A 17486-nucleotide genomic window follows, 5' to 3' on the forward strand; every position below is an offset into this window, starting at 1 on the left:
AGGGAGGTCGGCTACCGCCATGGGCGCGATTAAGTCATTACGATCGGGCAATAATGACCTTTTGCTCCCGGAACCGCTTCCACGCGAGGGTGCCGAGGACGATGAACGCCAGCATCGAAACGAGCTGCGCGACCAGGAAGGGAGGTTCGGATTGGTTCGGGGCCAAGGCGTGGAGCACGGGCAGTTTCTGAAACGACTGGACGATCAGCACGAGAAAGTTGAGGTAGAGGGCGAATACCGCACCAAGCACGTACACCTGCCGCCAGGCTCCCGCGAGATGGCGGGAGTATTGGGCATAGATCACCGGTGCCAGCACGACCAGCGAGATCAAGCCCAAGGCGATCCCGGGAGTCATTCCCTTGATCGGGAAGCCGAAGCCGGTCACGCTCGTCGCAACCGTGGTCGCCAGGAAGAAGGAGGTCCAGCGGTCGAGCCGCCTGTCCGAGATCATCCCGAACAAGACGACGAAACCCGAGGCAATCGCGGCCAGGCTGATGGCGACGTGGACGATCGTGAAGGCCGGTAGCGCGGACGTTGGAATAAGCACCTGGACAAAGCTCCGCTCGAGGTCTGACTGTGACAGAAATCGCCAAAGTTTATCAAATTCGATTCGAAGACGCCCCGGTCACGCCGTCGCGATCGCCTCGGATTCCTCGCGATCAGGCGAGGTTTAACGGATCGTCAGACGAACGCTCCCCGATGCTTCTCGATGAATGCCTGGAGTGTCATCGGCGGCCGCCCGCCGAGCTTCTCCACGAGGTGGTTCGTGCCGGCAAAGATCCCGTTCTGGTGATCGATCGCGACTTCGTGGAGGTGCTGGAAGAGGAAGTCATCTCCCGCCTTCTGTTCGGGCGTCCGCTCGGCCTTCGCGTAGAAGGTCCTCGAGGATGGGTTGCTGGCCGATGCCCGCGCCCTGGCCTGCAAGGTCTGCTTGAACTCATCGAAACCGACCTGGTTGTACTCGATCTCCTTGCCGAGGACCTTGCTCAGGACCTGCGCCGTCTCCTGGTAGCTGAACTCGACCGGCCCGAACAGCGGATAGACCCCGCCACGGTGCGATTCGGGGTCTTCGAGGATGCCGACGATCACGCGTCCCATGTCTTCCGCGGCGATAGGCGCGTGCCGGCCCGTGCCGAACGGGACATGGAGCAATCCCTTGCGGATCATCGGGGCGACGTAGAGCAGCCACTCGGCGAAGTACGTGGGCCTGATGTGGGCGACGTTCAACCCCGACCAATCGAACACGCGTTCGGCCAGCCAGTGGAGGGTCGCCGCCTGGCTCTTCGCGTCTTCCCGGGCGGAGATTTGCGACATGTTGACGATGCCGTCGACGCCCGCTTCCCTGGCGGCCTGGGCGAACTGCGCCGTCGCCTGGATGATCCCAGGGCGGATCGGATAGACGAAGTAGGCCCGCTGGACCCCTTTCAACGCGGAACGCACCTGGCCGAAGTCGAGCAGGTCTCCGTAGACGACCTCGACACCGCGCTCCAGAAGCTTCTCCGACCGGTCATCCTGCCCGTGGGCCAGCGCCCGCACCTGATGTCCGCGCGCCAGCAACTCATCGATCGTCGCGCCGCCGGTGTCCCCCGTCGCTCCCGTGACCAGCACCTTGCCCGTGATCATCTTGAAGTCTCCCTCGGTGACGAGCTAAGATTTCGATTGACATCCAAATCGTAGGGACCACATTTTGGATGTCAATCGAAATCCAAATCTTCGCCCCGAGGAGGCGTCTCCATGAGGAAATCGAAGGAAGAGGCGGCGCAGACCCGCAAGCGAATCGTCACGGCCGCTGCGCGCGAGTTCCGCGAGAGTGGGGTCGTCGCGACCGGGCTCTCCGACCTGATGAAGGCCGCCGGCCTCACCCATGGCGGCTTCTACAAGCATTTCGAGTCGAAAGATCAGCTCGTCGAGGAGGCCTGTGCCGAGGCTGTCGACCGCTTGATCGAGACGATGTCCGCCGCCGCCGCTCGGGGAGGATCGAAAGCGGTGGCGGCCACGTATCTGTCGCCTGTCCACAGGGATTATCCGTCTCAGGGGTGCGTGCTTGCCGCGATCGGCAGCGAGCTTTCCCGTGCCGACGAGAAGACTCGTGCGGTAGTGACCGGAGGCTTCCTGAAACTCGTCGACATCATGGCGGGCCATGATGTCAAAATCCCTCCCGAGGTCGCGAGGCGACGAGCCCTGGTCGCGGTCTCGACTATGATCGGCGCACTGACGATGTCGCGCATCGTGACCGACCCGGTATTGTCGGCCGAGATCCTCAAGGAGGCAGAGCAGAGCCTGGCCAAGGGTTGACGAGATCTTGACCGGATGGTCGGGCTCGTGGCTTTCAGACAGAGTTCTGGTTTCCAACTCGCCAAAATTGCGCGACTCATCCTGATCGCTGGCGCCGGTGCTCCCTGTCGTGGCCACCGATCTCCGCATGCTGGACGACCAACCCGATGGCAAGAACTCGGCCGAGAATGGCGCCAATCTTTGACAATTCGGATGGGCCTGGATGATGCGTGCGCCGACCGACGAGTTCGAGCGCCCGTTGAATTCCTCACGTCACCTCGGCGGCCCTCGCGTCGAGACGAGCGTGACCGATACGATGTCCGTCGCAACGCGGTGCGAACGATCCAGCCGAGATGCCTTGAAGGCTGGATCCGGCGATTGAGCAGGAGGGGAGGCTCTCGAAGCATCATTCGAGCGAAGGTCCGGATCGGCATGTCAATCGAGGGTTCCGGATTCGCCCAGGGCCCCCATTTTCAAGGCTTGGAGGGGGCGTCGGTCACCCTTGACGCTTGCGTGCGGGCACCCGGGCGTCTATGTTCGGCGGGATACCGGCCCATGGCCGCGCCGTTCGCGGAGCCCTCCGCGAGTGCGGGCGCGGTGCCCGCCCGAGGGGTCGGGCGCGTGCGGACCAGGTCGCGTCGACTCGCCGTTTGTCCTTCCAAGGGGAGGGAAAACAAACACAGGCGCGGGGAGATTGGCGACAGGGCCGAGGGCCGGACCCGCCATCGCACACCCCTTGATTTGCCCCGCCACTGGAGTCCCTCCGCATGGTCCGCCCACGCCTTTCCGCTCGCCTCTGGGCCCTAGGCTCGGTCACATTCATCACGGCCGGAGTCGCCCTGGCCCAGCAGTCTGCCAAGGTGGCCGGCACGCTCGACGGGCACACCGACCCGGTTTATAGCATCGCCTGGTCGCCCGACGGCAAGTCGCTCGTCACCGGCGGGTTCGACAACACCGTCCGCGTCTGGGACGCCGCCACCCGCAAGGAGATCAAGGCGTACCAGGGGCACGCCAATCTCGTGCTCTCCGTCGCCTTCAACAAGGAAGGCACCCGCATCCTGTCGGCGGGGCTCGACAAGACGGCCAAGCTCTGGGATTTCCCCAAGGTGGGGCCGGTCAAGACACTGGCCGAGAACCCTGGTCCCGTGAAGGCGGTTGCCCTGAAGGCCGATGGCACGCTGGCCGCCGCGGCGACGGGCAACCTCGTCAAGGTCTGGGATGTCGCCGCCGCCAAGGTCGCTCGCGACCTGGCTGGGCACACCGCCGATGTCGAGTCGGTCGCCATCTCGGCCGACGGAGGGCAGATCGCCTCGGGCGACAAGGCGAAGACGATCAGGCTCTGGAACGCGGCCGACGGCGCCCCCGCGGGCGTGCTCGAAACCCCGGCTGACAGCGTGCTTGGCCTCGCCTACCTGCCCGACGGCAAGCAGCTCCTCTCGGGAGGATCCGACGGCCTCGCCCGGCTCTGGCAGCTCCCGATCGTCGCCCCCAGGGTCGTGGATGCAAAGGCCGAGATCAAAGGATTCTCCGCCTCGGCCGACGGTACCAAGGCCGTCACCGCGGGCGCCGACAAGGTCCTCCGTCTCTGGAACCTGGCCGACGGCGCAACCATCAAGGAATACCCGGCGCTCGATCAGGACATCGTCGCCGTCTCGCTCAGCGGAGACGCGACCAAGCTGGCCGTGGCGACCGCGAACAAGGCGGTCCGCGTGCTGGAATTGGCCGAGGGGAAGGAACTTAGCAAGGCCGAGAACCTCGCCGCCGGCATCACCGCGCTGGCCTTCCGTGCCGACGCCGCCCAGCTCGCCATCGGCGGCGATGACAACAAGGTGCGGGTGCTGAATGCAGCCGACGGCAAGGAGATCAAGGTCCTGGAAGGGCACGCCGGCCCGGTCAAGGCGCTGGCCTTCGCCCCCAAGGACGGCAACCTGCTCGTCACGGCATCCGCCGATAAGACGGCCAAGCTCTGGAATGTGACCGAAGGTAAGGCCACGATCGACTTCGCCGGGCACACCGACGCGGTTCTGAGCCTGGACCCGGCCCGCGCCGGAACGACCCTGGTCACGGGATCGGCCGACAAGTCGGTGCGCGTTTATAACCTGGCCGACGGCAAGCTGCTGGCCACCATCGTCACGGGCCAGCCCGCGACGTTGGTGGCGATCTCGCCCGACGGCGGCCGGGTGGCCACCTCCGGGGCCGACAAGCTGACCCGTGTCTGGGAGGCCGCCAGCGGCCGCGAGCTCCAGTCGATCGCCCAACCCGAGCCGGCCGCCTCAGTCGCCTTCGGGGCCGACGACAAATCAGTGATCACCTCCGGGACCGGGGCCGACAAGAACGTCCGGGTTTGGGCCCCCTCCGCCCTCCGGATCTTCGCCGGCCACGCCGGCCCCGTGCTTGCGGTGGCGCTGTCGCCCGACGGCAAGCAGGCCGTCACAGGCTCGGCGGACAAGTCGGCCAAGGTCTATACCGTCGCCGATGGAAAGGAAGTCCGCACCCTGGTCGGCCATGGCGAGGCCGTCAAGGCGGTCGCCGTGACCAAGGACGGCTCGAAGATCGCCACCGGGTCGGCCGACAAGACGGTCAAGGTCTGGAACGCCGCCGATGGCAAGAACCTCGGCACCTCGCCGGCCCTGGCCGCCGCCGTCCTCGCCGTATCCGCCAGCCCCGATAGCAAGCTGCTCGCAGTCGGCCTCGCCGACGGATCGGCCAAGGTTTATGACCTGGCCATCGCCGACATGGCCAAGGGCGAGAAGAACGCCATCGGCGGCATCGGCGGGCCGGTGAATACCCTGGCCTGGCTCCCCGATAACCTGACGCTGGCCACCGGCTCCGACGATAAGGCCATCAAGCTCTGGGCCGCAGGCGCCGGCGGGCCGCTCAAGTCGTTCGACGGCCACACTGGCCAGATCTATGGGGTTGCCTGGTCGCCCGACTCCAAGATCGTCGCCACCGGCGCCGCCGACAAGAGCGTTCGGTTCTGGGACGTCGAGGCGGGCAAGCAGGCCCGCGCCATCGAGAAGGCCCACGAGAACGTCGTCTACGCCGTGGCCTACAGCCCCAATGGAGAGGTCGTCGTCACGGCCGGCGACGACAAGCTGGTCAAGTTCTTCAAGGCGGCCGATGGGGCCCCGCTCTACACCGCCACCGGCCACGGAGCCCCCGTCTACTGCGTCGCCTATCGTCCAGACGGCACGCTCGTCGCCTCGGGCTCGGTCGACAAGACCATCCGCCTCTGGAACGCCGCCGACGGAAAGGAGAAGGCTAAGCTCGACGGCCACCCCGACGACGTCTACTCCCTCTCCTTCAGCCCCGACGGCAAGAAGCTCGCCTCCATCGGATACGGCGGCAACCTCTTCCTCTGGGATGTGGACGGGGCCAAGGCCATCTTCAACCAGAAGATTGCCCCCAACACCATGGCCTACGGCGTCGCCTTCAGCCCGGATGGGAAGCAGCTCGCCGTGGCCGCCTCCGACAACAAGGCCTACATCCTCGACGTCCCCTGATCTGACGGCACCCTCGCCAATTGCAGGGGCCGCCGGCGAGACCCTATGGTCTCGCCGGCGGCCCTTATCAATTCAACGACCCTTGATGTTCGCCCGTTTCGTTCAATCTTCGAGGGTCGGCTTCTTGGCCTTGCGGTTCACGTCATAGGCGGTCAACCATTCCCTGGCCCGGGGCAGGTTCACCTCGCGGACCCAGACCCTGGGGTTGGACGACCAGGCACCCAGGCTATCCTGCAAATCCTGGGTGTCGCTCACGGCCGGGATGCCTTGCTCATTGAGCTGGTCGGCCAGGAACTTGGCCTCCATCAGCGTGAGCGCCTGATAGGCCTCGACCAGGTCTCCCTGGAGGGCGTCGGGCTCGGGCGGAATCGACCCCGGATGGTCGGCGCGAACGTCCTCGATCGGTCCGGCCTCGTCGGCGGGCACGAAGGAGGGGTCGACCACCCCGTCCCGGGTGGTCCCGCAGTTCCAGCAGACTTCGAACGACGGGTCGACCTTCGTCGAGCAGGTGGGGCAGGTCCACATGGCGATCGGGCCTTTCTATGGGCTTCAATGAGGGACATTGTGTCGAACCGGACGCCGCCGCGATCGGGCCCGGGCTCAGATCTTGAGCGAGTCGAGCAGCTCGGCCGGCGGCAGGATGAAGCCGAAGTAGAAGTCTCCGAACAGGGCATAGCGCGCCGAGCTCTCGTCGAAGCGCATCGTGTAGACGATGTCCTTCAGATAGGTCGGGTTCTTCGCCCAGAGGGTGACGCCCCACTCCCAGTCATCCAGGCCGGTGGATGCGGTGATGATCTGGCTGACCTTGCCGGCGAACTTCATGCCGCTCTTTCCGTGCTGGCTCATCAGCTCCGACCGCACGTCGAAGGGCTGTGTGTACCAGTTCTGGTCCCCCTCGCGCATCTTGCTCATGGGATAGAAGCAAAGGCAGGGCCAGTCGGGGAACTCGGGCGTGATCCGCTGCTTGTTCATCGGCCCCAGGCGGCTCTCATAGGCTGCCACCTTCGCCTTATAGGACGGCGTTTCGGGGTCGATCCCCTCGCGGTCTCTGAGGATCTTGCCGTAGTCGTCCACGCTGGGGACGTACTCGGAGATCTCGGTGATTGAGTAGAAGGAATAGGGCATCGACAGCGTCTGGCCGAGCAGCGAAGCCTGGATGGCGACCTGGGCGTCGTGGATCGCGCGTAGGTCGGTCCCGGCCATGATCACGCCAAAGTCGGCCTTGTGGCCCGGCACGCCGAAGCACTGGAACTCGGCGATCTTGGGGTGCGAGGCCTTGTCCAGGATCAGCGCGAGCTGCTTGACCGCCTTGCGTCGCTCTCCCTTGCCTTTATGGGCGAGGGCCCCCCGATTCAGCTTGAAGTAGAGGTGCATGACGTGATAGCCGGCCTCAGGCTTCAGGGTCGCCTCGATCTTCTCGGGGGCCAGGTGACCGTGGGCTCCGGGGCGGCCCCCGGCCTGTGGGGGACGGCCCGTTGCCTTGACCTCGGCCGGGGCGTGCTCGGCCGGGCTGGGAGGAGTTTCCGCGGGAGCCTCGGGTGCGTCGGTCTCGGTTCCTTGGCTCATCGTGGCGTGCTCCGGGAGACCCTGATTGAACGCGAAACGGAAGGCCTCATTCTAGTTGCACGCAGGCGACCGGAACAGGCTGACGTCCGGCCCGATCGGCCCTGGCGCAAAAAGAGAGGCCCCCGACCGCGCGATCCGGAGGGCCCCGGATTCGAGCGGTCGGGGGCCCGTCGCGGCCCCTCGGTGGTCGAGGTCATGCCAACCAGACTTCGGGGAGCAAATCCCGGAGCCCGCGCCCGGAGATCAGGCCATGGCCGCGTATGCGGGTTCGTGATGATTCGTGGCGCCGGTCTGGAGCTGCTCGCAGAGCCTGCGGCACTCGGACAGATCGACCAGCATCGATTCGGTCAGGAAGGTGGCGGAGGAGCGGTCGGCCCACTGCAACTGCTCGTGGCAGCGGTTCATGTGCTCGATCAGATCCTTCATCCAGAGCAGTGTGTGTTGGCGATTTCGCATCGTGGTAGATCCCTGAAAAGGCGTGCCCAGGAACGTCCGGCCGGTCGCTTCCATCTCAACCTCGCCGGGTGGCCCCGGGTCGTCTCGCGTCGATTCCAGGGAGAAAGCAAGCCTCGTGCCGGAGAGCGGAAACCGGACCGAAGAACGTTCGAAGTGATTGGCTGAACGAAACTTGAGAGAAAATTTGGAATTCGCGCGGAATCTCGAGAATTGTGCGGGCCTTGTAAGAATGACAAGACAGCCCGCCAGCCGATCCCAAGCTTTCTTTCCTTCAAACGATGCGCTAAACTGAAATCGAGGCTCGCGGGCCTTGCGATGTTCTAACTCAGGGCGAGGGACCGGCGATCATGGCCGTGTCGGACGCGGCAAACAGTGCGGTCGAGACGACGGGCTGGGTGTCTCCCGGGGCCTGGCCGGGCGCCATCCGGCGCTGGCTTTCGCGCACGCCACTCAGACGCCGGGATCCTTCGCCGCCCGCTCCCGCCGTCGCCCGGTTTCGCAACCTCACCATCAGCCGTGAGGCCGGTGCGGGCGCAGGAACCCTCAGTCGACTGGTGGCGACCAGGCTCGACTGGAAGGTTTACGACCACGAACTGCTCGAAGAAATCGCGCGGCGGATGGAAGTCCCGGCCGAGGAGGTCCGCGCCACCGACGAGCTGTCTCCCAGCGTCATCCAGGACTGGCTGCTCCCCCTTCGTGAAGAGCATTACGCGCCGCAGGAGGCGTACCTCGATCACCTGGCCAAGCTCGTCGATGCCATCGGCCAGGCCGGCCAGTGCATCATCGTTGGCCGCGGCGCGGGGTTCCTGCTACCCCCCGAGTCGACCCTCAAGGTTCGGATCGTCGCCCCCTTGAAGTTCCGAGCCGCCAGGCTGGCCCAGCGGATGAACATCTCCAACCGGTCGGCGAGGGCCGCTGCGCGCGACCTCGACCGCCGTCGGGCCGCCTTTGAACGCACGATGTACCGGGTCGACGTCAACGATCTCCACAACTATGACATCGTCCTGGACACCGCAGCCCTCGGACTGACCATCGCCTCGGAGCTGGTCGTCCGGGCCATCCAGCTTGGCCTCCCCCCAAAGCCCAGACGAGCGGAATTTCTTCAGGCTGTGAGAACAGAACCTGAACCCGATGCCGATTCGAATACCCTCGCATGATTCTTCGAATCCACGGCGGAATTGTTCAAGTGCGGACCGGAGCCCGGCCGATCAAAGGAAAACGGCTGCCTCGCTCCATCGAAAGATCCGAGCCCGGCCGCCGAACACACGAGTAGGCAACCGGGAGTGCTGGGGGACGGACCGACATGGGCATCGATCTGGCGTTAGGAGCCCTGATCTTATTCGGGGCCATCCGCGGTTGGCTTCGCGGCTTTCTCTTCCCAGCAATCCGCTGGGTCTCCCTGATCGGCTGCGTCTATGCCGCCGATCCTGTGCGAGACGCCCTCCGCCCTTACCTGGCCGAGAGCCTCAGGTCGATGAAGCCGGAGCTGCTCGATCGGATGCTCTGGTGGGCCTCGGCGGTGCTTTGCTACCTCTGCTTCGTCGGGCTGGCCGGCCTGGCCGTCCGGATTCAGCGTAGGCGACCCTACGGCGAGCCCGAGCCCAATCGCCTCGACCAATTCGGCGGCCTCGTCCTGGGAACGGCCAAGGGATTCGCCTTCGCCGCTCTGATCGTCGCCGGCCTCGACCGCTTCGGTCGAGAGCAGATCAAGGGGGTCGACTGGGCCGAGCAGCAGGCGTCAACCTCCAGGTCGCTCGTCTGGAACGCGGCCTACCAGCCGGTCCCCAGAGCCTGGAATTCGCCGCCCGTTCAGGCGTTCGTCTCCAGGGTCCGCCTGCGAGGTCTGGCCGCCAGCAATCCCAACTCGCCGGACGACACCCACGAGGTTCCCCCGGCAGCGACCGCCGCGGCAAATCCGGTCAAGCTGCCCAGGCCCCTGGAATTACCGATCCCCGAGCGCGAGAGCTTGCCCAGGCCCGAGTGGGGCGACGAACTGAACTCGGCGGTGCGGCCCGACTCGCGTTGACGGATCCGGGGTCCGCCGCCACACTCCCTCGCGACGCCTGGCCGAGGCCGGCGTCCGGGGAGCCTCGCTCGATGACCGATCCCGATCCCCTTCAAGCCGCCCGGTCCCAAACCGTGGGCCGTCGTTTCGCCTGGTTCCTCGTTTTGCTCGGGCTGTACCTGACGCTTCGTGGTTACCACAGCCGTGACGGCGACCAGGCGTATCGGCTGCCGCTGCTCCTCCATCAGCAAGATCCGTCCCTCTACGCGGACGATCCCTTTGTCCGCGCTTTCGACGCCTTCAATCCCCACACGGGTGCCCTGGCGCTTCTCGACCTCGCCAGCCGCCCGCTCGGGCTATCGTTCGGACTCTTCGCCCTCTTCGTCGCCTCGTTCGGCCTGACAGCTCTGGGCATCGATCGACTCGCGCGGTGCACCTGGCCAGCTTGCGGTCCCTGGATTGGTCCGGTTGCGTTCGGATTCCTGCTGACCGCCAAGGCGGGCAACATCGGCACGAATCACCTGTTCGAGTCGATGTATCTGGACAGGCTCCTCGCGCTCGGCCTGGGATGGTACGCCCTCGCCAACGCCGTTCGCGACCCACGTCGAGTCATCTCCGCAGCCTTGCCGCTGGGCCTTGCCGCCTGCATCCATCCGTCACTTGGCCTGCAACTTGCCATGGCCTCGGCCGGTGCCCGGATCGGCTGGACGGTCGTTTTCAGGGGCGATTTCCGCACGAATGCCGTCGGACTTCTCGCCCTCGCCGGTGCCCTCTTGCCCGCGAGCCTCTACTACGGAGCCCAGTCCGGAGTTCTCTTTGAGGGGCTTCCCGAGGCTGAGTTCAGGCTGCTCGCCGTTCAGCTTCAGGGGCCGCAGCACATGCTGCCGCATCTCTGGCGAATGCCCCAGTGGCTCGCGTTCGGAGCCTACCTCATCCTCGGGATCGTCGCACTCATCCAGGGGCGCGACACCAATAACCCCGCGCGAACACGGCTTACGATCCTCCTAGCGACAACCTTGCTCGGCCTCTTCGCCGCCTGGGTCGGGATCGAGCAGATCGGACACCTGCGGCTGACCCTGTTCCAGCCCTTCAGGCTGGCAACCCTGGCCCGCGGCCTCGCCATCATTCTCATCGCCGGCCATGCCTGGGCTCTCGCGACGAGAGGCCGACGCATCGGCCGGCTTCGCGCGATCATGCTCCTCGTCGGGCTCACCGGTGACTGGACGTTGGTGGCCGTCTGTGTCGCAGAGCTTGGCTTCACCATTGGCGATCGTCTCTCCTTGACCGCATGGAAGCTCCTCGGATTCGCCGGACTCGCCTGGGGCGTCTGGTTCCTCTCATGCCACGACACTGAGTTCGGCAACCGGCGGATCCTCTACGCCCTCGCAGCGTGGGCCGTCGCCGAGCGCCTCGCCGCCCGCTTTCCCAAACTTCGTGTCCCAACCTGGAATCAAAGACGGATGGCATGGTCGATGGCGATTGCCTGGCTCATCCCGGCCATAGCCTCGACCATCCCGCTCGTCATCGAGGCCCCTTCCCTGGCCGAGCGTTACCGGTTCGCCGCGATCCCCGTCGACGACCTCGAACGGCTGGCTCTCTGGTGCCGCGATCACACGCCGTCTGGTGCCCGGTTCATTGGCCCGCCAGGGCCCAAGGCCTTCAGACTCTGGTCGAGGCGTTCCGTCGCCTTCAATCGCGCGTCCAGCCCCTATCACGCCGCGGGCCTGGCCGACTGGGCGAAGCGCTACCGCGACCATGTCGACTTCCAGGGCGACAACGCGGCCCTCGTCCAGGCCTATCTTCAGGACCGACACTGCCTGGAACGGCGATTCCAGGAACTACCGGAGACGGCCAAGGCCGACCTTGCTCGCCGCCAGGGGGCCGACTATCTCCTCGACGACGCGCCACGGGGCTTGCTCGCCGCCGATTCTCCGTTCGAACTCCTACGCGTCGAGGGCGCCGCCGCCGTCTACCGCGTCAAGCAACCTCAGGTCGCCGCCCGGCCTTCATCCATCCCTTGAAGCTCCGGTCCCGGGGAGCAGGCATCGTGCTCACCCGGGACCGATGGACTTCAGACGCCGACACCGGCGTCGGCGGGGACCGGGTAATCCTTGGTGAAGTCCTGAATTTCTCCGTGGACCCGAGTCGCCACAGCCTCGTCGTCGGCGGCCTCAAGCACTTCGATGATCCAGGCGGCCACCTGCTTGAAGGCGTCCTCGCGCAGGCCACGGGTCGTCAGCGCGGGTGTCCCCATGCGGATGCCGCTGGGGTCCATGGGCTTGCGCTTGTCGAAGGGGACCAGATTCTTGTTGACGGTGATCCCGGCTCGACCCAGAGCGGCCTCGGCGATCTTCCCGGTCAACCCCTTGCTCGTCATGTCGATGAGCACGAGGTGGTTGTCCGTGCCGCCGGAAACCAGGCGGAAGCCGGCCGAGATCAGGCTCTCGCCGAGCACCTTGGCATTGGCGACGACCTGCGCAGCATAACCCTTGAAGTCGGGGCGAAGGGCCTCGCCCGCGCAGACCGCCTTGCCAGCGATCACGTGCATCAGGGGGCCGCCTTGCAGGCCGGGGAACACGGCCGAGTCCAGCTTCTTGTGCCAGGCCTCGCGGCACATCGCCACGCCCCCGCGCGGGCCTCGCAAGGTTTTGTGGGTCGTGGTGGTCACGAAGTCAGCATAGGGGACCGGATTCTCGTGCTGGCCGCCCGCCACCAGGCCGGCAATGTGCGCCATGTCCACGAAGAGGATCGCACCAACTTCCTTGGCGATCTCGGCGAACTTTGCGAAGTCGATCGCCCTGGGATAGGCGCTGGCACCGGCCAGAATCAGCTTCGGCTTGTGCTCGCGGGCCAGTTTGACCAGCGTGTCGTAGTCGATCCGTTCAGTCTTCGGGTCCAGGCCGTAGGGCACGGTGGGGTACCAACGCCCGGAGAAGTTGAGCTTCATCCCGTGCGTCAGGTGGCCGCCCTGCGCCAGGTCCATGCCCAGCACCGTGTCGCCAATTTCCAGGGCAGCGAAGTAGACCGCCTGGTTGGCCGTGGCGCCCGAGTGCGGCTGCACGTTGACGTGATCGGCGCCGAACAGCGCCTTGATCCGATCCTGCGCCAGCCGCTCGACCGTGTCGACGTGGGTACAGCCGCCGTAATATCGCTTTCCGGGAAGGCCCTCGGCGTATTTGTTGGTCAGGACCGAGCCGACCGCTTCCTGAACCGCGGCGCTGGTGTAGTTCTCCGACGCGATCAGTTCGAGCTCATCACGCTGCCTGTTCTCTTCCGCGACGATCGCCTCGAAAATCTCGGGGTCCTGTTCCCTCAGAAAATCCATCGCGGAAATCTCCCGGCCAGTCATCGGCCATCGCATTGAAGTGTCCAGAGCCTCGCCAACTCAGTCTAGGATCGGTCCTCCCCAGTCGGCAACCACAATCGAGGCCCCTGCCTTTCCAGGCTTCGCTCCGGCGGGCTCAGCTCCCCGAAATAAATCGGGCCGGGCGGTGCGGTCGCATCCCACCCGGCTCCCGTGTGACCTCCCCGTCGCTCGTCACTTGATGCGGAGGAAGCTTTCTTCGGAGTCTCGGCTGCCGCAAAGCTTGAGGCTCCGATTGTTGCGGATGACAATCTTGATCGCGGCCTTGCCCGCGGTGGTCGTCTGCACTTCGTAGGCCGCACCCTTGGGAAACTCGTAATCCTGCCCCTCTGGCTCGTGGGCGATCACCATGTCGAAGCTGGAGTCATTGCTCAGCGTGAAGGTGCAATCCGTCGGTTCCATCGTCGTCGACCTCCGTCATTCGGGGGGAGAGGGAACGCCCTGATCGTCGAGTTTTCCCGGAATTCCTTCGGACATATCGTCGTCCGACCGTCCGGGAGAAACCCGTCCGATTCAATCATGCCCGGATCATCAGGCATGCCGCATTCTTGATCGGACAGGCCTGTTTTTGCCAGCACAAATCCAACAATTTTCAAGGCATGACGTCAATGCATGACGGGATGTGTTTGGGGCCTCGCTATCCGAACGGCACACTCCGTCGGGATTCGCGGGAAAACCTGACGGATCGAAGGCCATCCGGGCGGGGCGCAAGCTCGCGTATGTCTCTCGGCATCGGGCCGACGTCGCACGAATTAACCCCGATGTTGCCGAAATGCCCCGACGAGACGGTTCCTCATCGCAAGGCTCCCCGTTCGAGTCTGACTCATTCCACCACCGGCCTGATCCGCCTGGGTCAGAACGATTTCTTTCGGGCCTGTCGCGATGTCACCAATTGCCGTTTCGTCCGGGCGGCTCGATAGGCGGAGTATCCCGAATGCCCCGACTTAACGCGGGACCCTCTGCAATCAAACCGGATCGAGCCTCCGGCACCGCGGCGAACGCCCCGCCTTTCTGGCACCAAGCCCGTCGTATCTTCGAGTCATAAAATCCACTTATCTACAAGATTTAAATTTGTTTGGCCGGCAACGGCGATGCCGATATCGGCGAAGGTGGACGAACTGGAAGAGCGAGAGCCAGAAATCGATGCTCGGGACCCGCGGCCCGGCTTACAGAGGTTCGGCCTCTGTCGAGGCGTGAGAGATCCCTGCGTCGGGGGGCGGCCTCGTCGAGTGATCCGAGCGGGACTACCAGAACGAGTTGTCTCTCCAGAGCAGGACGGGGATTAAAATTCTAAATGGCGATCCCCATCCTTTCGCGAAACAAATCGACCTCTAATTCCTTGACGACCGCGGGGTCTCTACATTTGGGGATTTCCGCGAGAAATCTCGGGGGTTCAACCGAAGCGATCGCCCTTGATGCCCTCGGAAATTGACGGGGGACGAGCGGTCCGTTACACTCTGAGCCCGGCCTGGACAAGACATCCGCCCCGGAAAATCCCTAGCACGGTCGCCCCGGACTCGAATGGTTCGGGGGGCTCGACCCGGAACGTCCCAAGATTGGGAGTCGCATCTCGTGGCACTCGCGGTTAAAGACCTGATCGACGCCGGCGTACACTTCGGTCACCGGGCCAGCCGGTGGAATCCGAAGATGAAGCCCTACATCTACGGCAAGCGCAACCTGATCCATATCATCGACTTGAAGGAAACCGTGCGGGGCCTTCTCCGCGCGTGCAAGTACTTCCAGCGCATCGCCGCAGGCAACGGGCTCATCCTCTTCGTCGGCACCAAGCGTCAGGCCGCCGAGACCGTCATCGAGGAATGCACCCGGGCGGGCATGCCCTACGTCACCGAGCGGTGGCTGGGCGGCACGCTCACGAACTTCCGCACGATCCGCAGCCGCCTCCAGCGCCTCGAAGAGCTCGAGTCGATCCTCGACGGCGAGCAGGCGCTCAGTTATTCCAAGAAGATGATCAGCACGCTCACCCGCGAGCGCACCAAGATTCACCGCAATCTCGCCGGCATCCGTCACATGACGCGGCTGCCCGAGGCCCTGTTCATCATCGACCCGCACCGCGAGGACATCGCGGTCGCCGAGGCTCGCAAGCTGGGCATCAAGGTCGTCGCCCTGCTCGACACCGACTGCAACCCCGACCTGATCGACCTGCCGATCCCCGGCAACGACGACAGCATGCGGTCGATCGAGCTGATCATGAAGAAGCTGGCCGACGCGATCCTCGAAGGCAAGGCCGTCGCCCCCGACGAGCCCCCGCCCAAGGAATATGAGGCCCCCGGCCGCGGCGATCGGCGAGGCGGCGGTGACCGCGATCGTCGAGGCGGCGGTGGACAGGGCGGTCGAGGTGGACAGGGCATCAGCCGAGGCGGCATCCGCCCCGCAGCCCCGACCTATCCGCTTCCCCCGGTCGCCCAGGCGGCACCCAGCGAGCCCGAAACCTCGGCCGCCCCGGCCGTCGAGTCCGAGGCTCCTCAGGCCACCCACGTCGAGAACGCCCCGAGCACCGAGCCGGTCGCCGAGACGCCGGCCGCTCCGGCCTCGAACGACGTTTCGGACACCCCGCCGTCGGCCGAGTGACCCCGAGCGGCCTAGGCCGCCCGCGATGAGCGACAGGAATCCTTCGACGGCAGGCCGGGCCCCTTCGGGAAGCCCGCCTGCCGTCAAGGTGTCCCTGGACCGCACCCTCCGACCCCATCCGTCATCGAAACCTGATTTTCACGACCCAGTCAGCGATCCGAGGGAGGCCTCCCGTGGCCGAGATCACCGCCCAGGCCGTCAACGAATTCCGCAAACAGACCGGCCTCGGGCTCATGGAGTGCAAGTCGTTGCTGGCCGAGGCCGGCGGCGACGTCAAGAAGGCAACCGAGCTGGCCCGCGCCAAGCACGGCAAGAACGCCGAGAACCGCGCCGGACGCGCCACTAACGCCGGCCGCGTCGAGGTGTACATCCACCACGACGGCAAGCAAGGCGCCATGGTCCAGGTCAACTGCGAGACCGACTTCGTCGCTCGCAACGAAGAGTTCAAGACTCTCTGCAAGGACCTCGCCGTCCACATCCTGGGGGCCAACCCCAAGTACGTGAACCGCGAGGAGATGCCGGCCGCCGAGCTCGAGGCCAAGAAGGCCGAGTTCACCGCCGCCGCCGCCAACAAGCCCGAGAATATCCGCGAGAAGATCGTCGAAGGGCAGATCAGCCGATGGGCCGGCGAGAATGCCGTCCTGCTCGATCAGCCGTTCATCAAGGACGACGCCAAGACCGTGCGGAACCTCCTCCAGGAGGTCAACGCCCGCACCGGCGAGAATATCACCATCGGCCGCTACGCCCGCTTCATCGTGGGCGAGAAGACCGAAGAGGCCTGACGCCCCACACCCGGTCGTCCCCCGGCCGAGTCGCTCGGCCCGGGGCTGCCGGGGCAAGTTGCATTCTGGACCGGCCCGCTCCCCGTCGACCGCCCCCTGCCCCTCCCGGAGAGATGTTCATGGATTCGGTCGCTTCGCTCGGTCAGCCGGTCTTTCGCAGGGTGCTCCTGAAGCTCTCGGGCGAGAGCTTCTGCCGCCCCGGCGAGGGTGGCATCAGCGTCGAGGAAGTCAGCCGGATCGCCATGCAGGCCGCGCGGGTGGCCAATCGAGGGGTCGAGCTGGCCATCGTCGTGGGCGGCGGCAATATCCTCCGGGGCGCCACCTTCTCCCGCGACACCAACGTCATCAAGGAAGCGACCGCCCACTACATGGGCATGACCGCCACGGTCATCAACGGGCTGGCCCTGCAGGACGCGCTCGAGGCCATCGGTTGCCAGACCCGGCTCATGTCCACGATCCGGATGGACGAGGTCGCCGAGCCCTTCATCCGCCGCAGGGCCCTGACCCACCTGGAGCGGGGCCGAGTCGTCATCCTGGCCACCGGCACCGGCAGCCCCTTCGTGACCACCGACACCGCCGCCGCGTTACGCGGCAAGGAGCTCGGCGTCGAGGTCCTGATGAAGGCCACCCGGGTCGACGGCGTCTACTCGGCCGACCCCGAGAAGAACCCCCACGCGGTCCGCTACGATGCCCTCTCCTTCGATCAGGTGATGCGCGACGGGTTGAACGTCATGGACATGACCGCCATCGGCATGTGCCTCGACAACGACCTGCCCATCCTGGTCTTCAACTTTAAGAAGGAAGGCAACATCGAGCGGGCCATCTGCGGCGAGAACATCGGCACCTGGGTCGGCCGCTCCACCCGCCCCACGGCCATCGCCAAGGCCTGATTCCACCGCCGAGGCCGGCTCCTGTCCCTCAAGTTCGACCTATACGACACGAATGCA

General features: G+C 65.4%; 15 protein-coding genes. 8 read left to right on the forward strand and 7 right to left on the reverse strand.

Annotated elements, in window-relative coordinates; translation table 11 throughout:
* Positions 1–37 precede the first annotated feature (37 nt).
* On the reverse strand, positions 38–547 hold the full coding sequence (locus EP7_RS19570; protein WP_463523781.1) for a hypothetical protein: 510 nt from the start codon (positions 545–547) through the stop codon (positions 38–40).
* Between the two features lie 134 nt (positions 548–681).
* Entirely contained in the window at positions 682–1623 is a 942-nt protein-coding gene (locus EP7_RS19575) for an NmrA family NAD(P)-binding protein (RefSeq protein ID WP_463523782.1), read from the reverse strand.
* Between the two features lie 111 nt (positions 1624–1734).
* On the opposite strand from EP7_RS19575, the gene EP7_RS19580 reads away from it, so the two are divergent.
* Positions 1735–2295 (forward strand): TetR/AcrR family transcriptional regulator, encoded by a 561-nt coding sequence (locus tag EP7_RS19580; RefSeq protein WP_463523784.1) that lies wholly within the window; start codon positions 1735–1737, stop codon positions 2293–2295.
* A 746-nt stretch (positions 2296–3041) separates the two neighbouring features.
* On the forward strand, positions 3042–5777 hold the full coding sequence (locus tag EP7_RS19585; RefSeq protein ID WP_463523786.1) for a WD40 repeat domain-containing protein: 2736 nt from the start codon (positions 3042–3044) through the stop codon (positions 5775–5777).
* Positions 5778–5879: 102 nt separating this feature from the next.
* On the opposite strand, the gene EP7_RS19590 is transcribed toward EP7_RS19585, so the two are convergent.
* The 3 genes from EP7_RS19590 to EP7_RS19600 form a co-directional block, all read right to left on the reverse strand.
* Positions 5880–6302 carry a putative signal transducing protein gene (locus EP7_RS19590; protein WP_463523788.1) on the reverse strand — a complete coding sequence of 141 codons (423 nt, stop codon included), beginning with the start codon at positions 6300–6302 and terminating at the stop codon, positions 5880–5882.
* 75 nt (positions 6303–6377) lie between these two features.
* Positions 6378–7343 (reverse strand): hydrogen peroxide-dependent heme synthase, encoded by a 966-nt coding sequence (hemQ, locus tag EP7_RS19595; protein ID WP_463523790.1) that lies wholly within the window; start codon positions 7341–7343, stop codon positions 6378–6380.
* Positions 7344–7586: 243 nt separating this feature from the next.
* A complete protein-coding gene (locus tag EP7_RS19600; protein ID WP_463523792.1) occupies positions 7587–7799 on the reverse strand; it encodes a hypothetical protein in 213 nt (70 codons plus the stop codon).
* A 347-nt stretch (positions 7800–8146) separates the two neighbouring features.
* Between EP7_RS19600 and EP7_RS19605 the strand changes: the two genes are divergently transcribed.
* The 3 genes from EP7_RS19605 (at position 8147) to EP7_RS19615 (ending at position 11825) form a co-directional block, all read left to right on the forward strand.
* Entirely contained in the window at positions 8147–8956 is an 810-nt protein-coding gene (locus EP7_RS19605; protein WP_463523794.1) for a cytidylate kinase-like family protein, read from the forward strand.
* Between the two features lie 146 nt (positions 8957–9102).
* Positions 9103–9825, forward strand: a complete 723-nt coding sequence (locus EP7_RS19610; RefSeq protein ID WP_463523796.1) for a CvpA family protein — start codon at positions 9103–9105, stop codon at positions 9823–9825.
* A 71-nt stretch (positions 9826–9896) separates the two neighbouring features.
* Positions 9897–11825 (forward strand): DUF6798 domain-containing protein, encoded by a 1929-nt coding sequence (locus EP7_RS19615; protein ID WP_463523798.1) that lies wholly within the window; start codon positions 9897–9899, stop codon positions 11823–11825.
* A 50-nt stretch (positions 11826–11875) separates the two neighbouring features.
* Here EP7_RS19615 and glyA read toward each other — a convergent pair whose 3' ends face one another.
* The gene (gene glyA / locus EP7_RS19620; RefSeq protein WP_463523800.1) at positions 11876–13129 is read right to left on the reverse strand and encodes a serine hydroxymethyltransferase; all 1254 of its coding nucleotides are present in this window, start codon (positions 13127–13129) and stop codon (positions 11876–11878) included.
* A gap of 213 nt (positions 13130–13342) precedes the next feature.
* Positions 13343–13570, reverse strand: a complete 228-nt coding sequence (locus EP7_RS19625) for a hypothetical protein (RefSeq protein WP_463523802.1) — start codon at positions 13568–13570, stop codon at positions 13343–13345.
* A gap of 1170 nt (positions 13571–14740) precedes the next feature.
* On the opposite strand from EP7_RS19625, the gene rpsB reads away from it, so the two are divergent.
* The 3 genes from rpsB to pyrH all read left to right on the forward strand — a co-directional run bounded on the left by rpsB (position 14741) and on the right by pyrH (position 17429).
* Positions 14741–15757 carry a 30S ribosomal protein S2 gene (gene rpsB, locus EP7_RS19630; protein WP_463523804.1) on the forward strand — a complete coding sequence of 339 codons (1017 nt, stop codon included), beginning with the start codon at positions 14741–14743 and terminating at the stop codon, positions 15755–15757.
* Between the two features lie 173 nt (positions 15758–15930).
* The gene (gene tsf, locus EP7_RS19635) at positions 15931–16539 is read left to right on the forward strand and encodes an elongation factor Ts (protein WP_463523806.1); all 609 of its coding nucleotides are present in this window, start codon (positions 15931–15933) and stop codon (positions 16537–16539) included.
* 119 nt (positions 16540–16658) lie between these two features.
* Positions 16659–17429, forward strand: a complete 771-nt coding sequence (gene pyrH / locus EP7_RS19640; RefSeq protein WP_463523808.1) for a UMP kinase — start codon at positions 16659–16661, stop codon at positions 17427–17429.
* Positions 17430–17486 lie beyond the last annotated feature (57 nt).

This window comes from Isosphaeraceae bacterium EP7, assembly GCA_038400315.1.
Taxonomy (GTDB): Bacteria; Planctomycetota; Planctomycetia; order Isosphaerales; family Isosphaeraceae; genus EP7.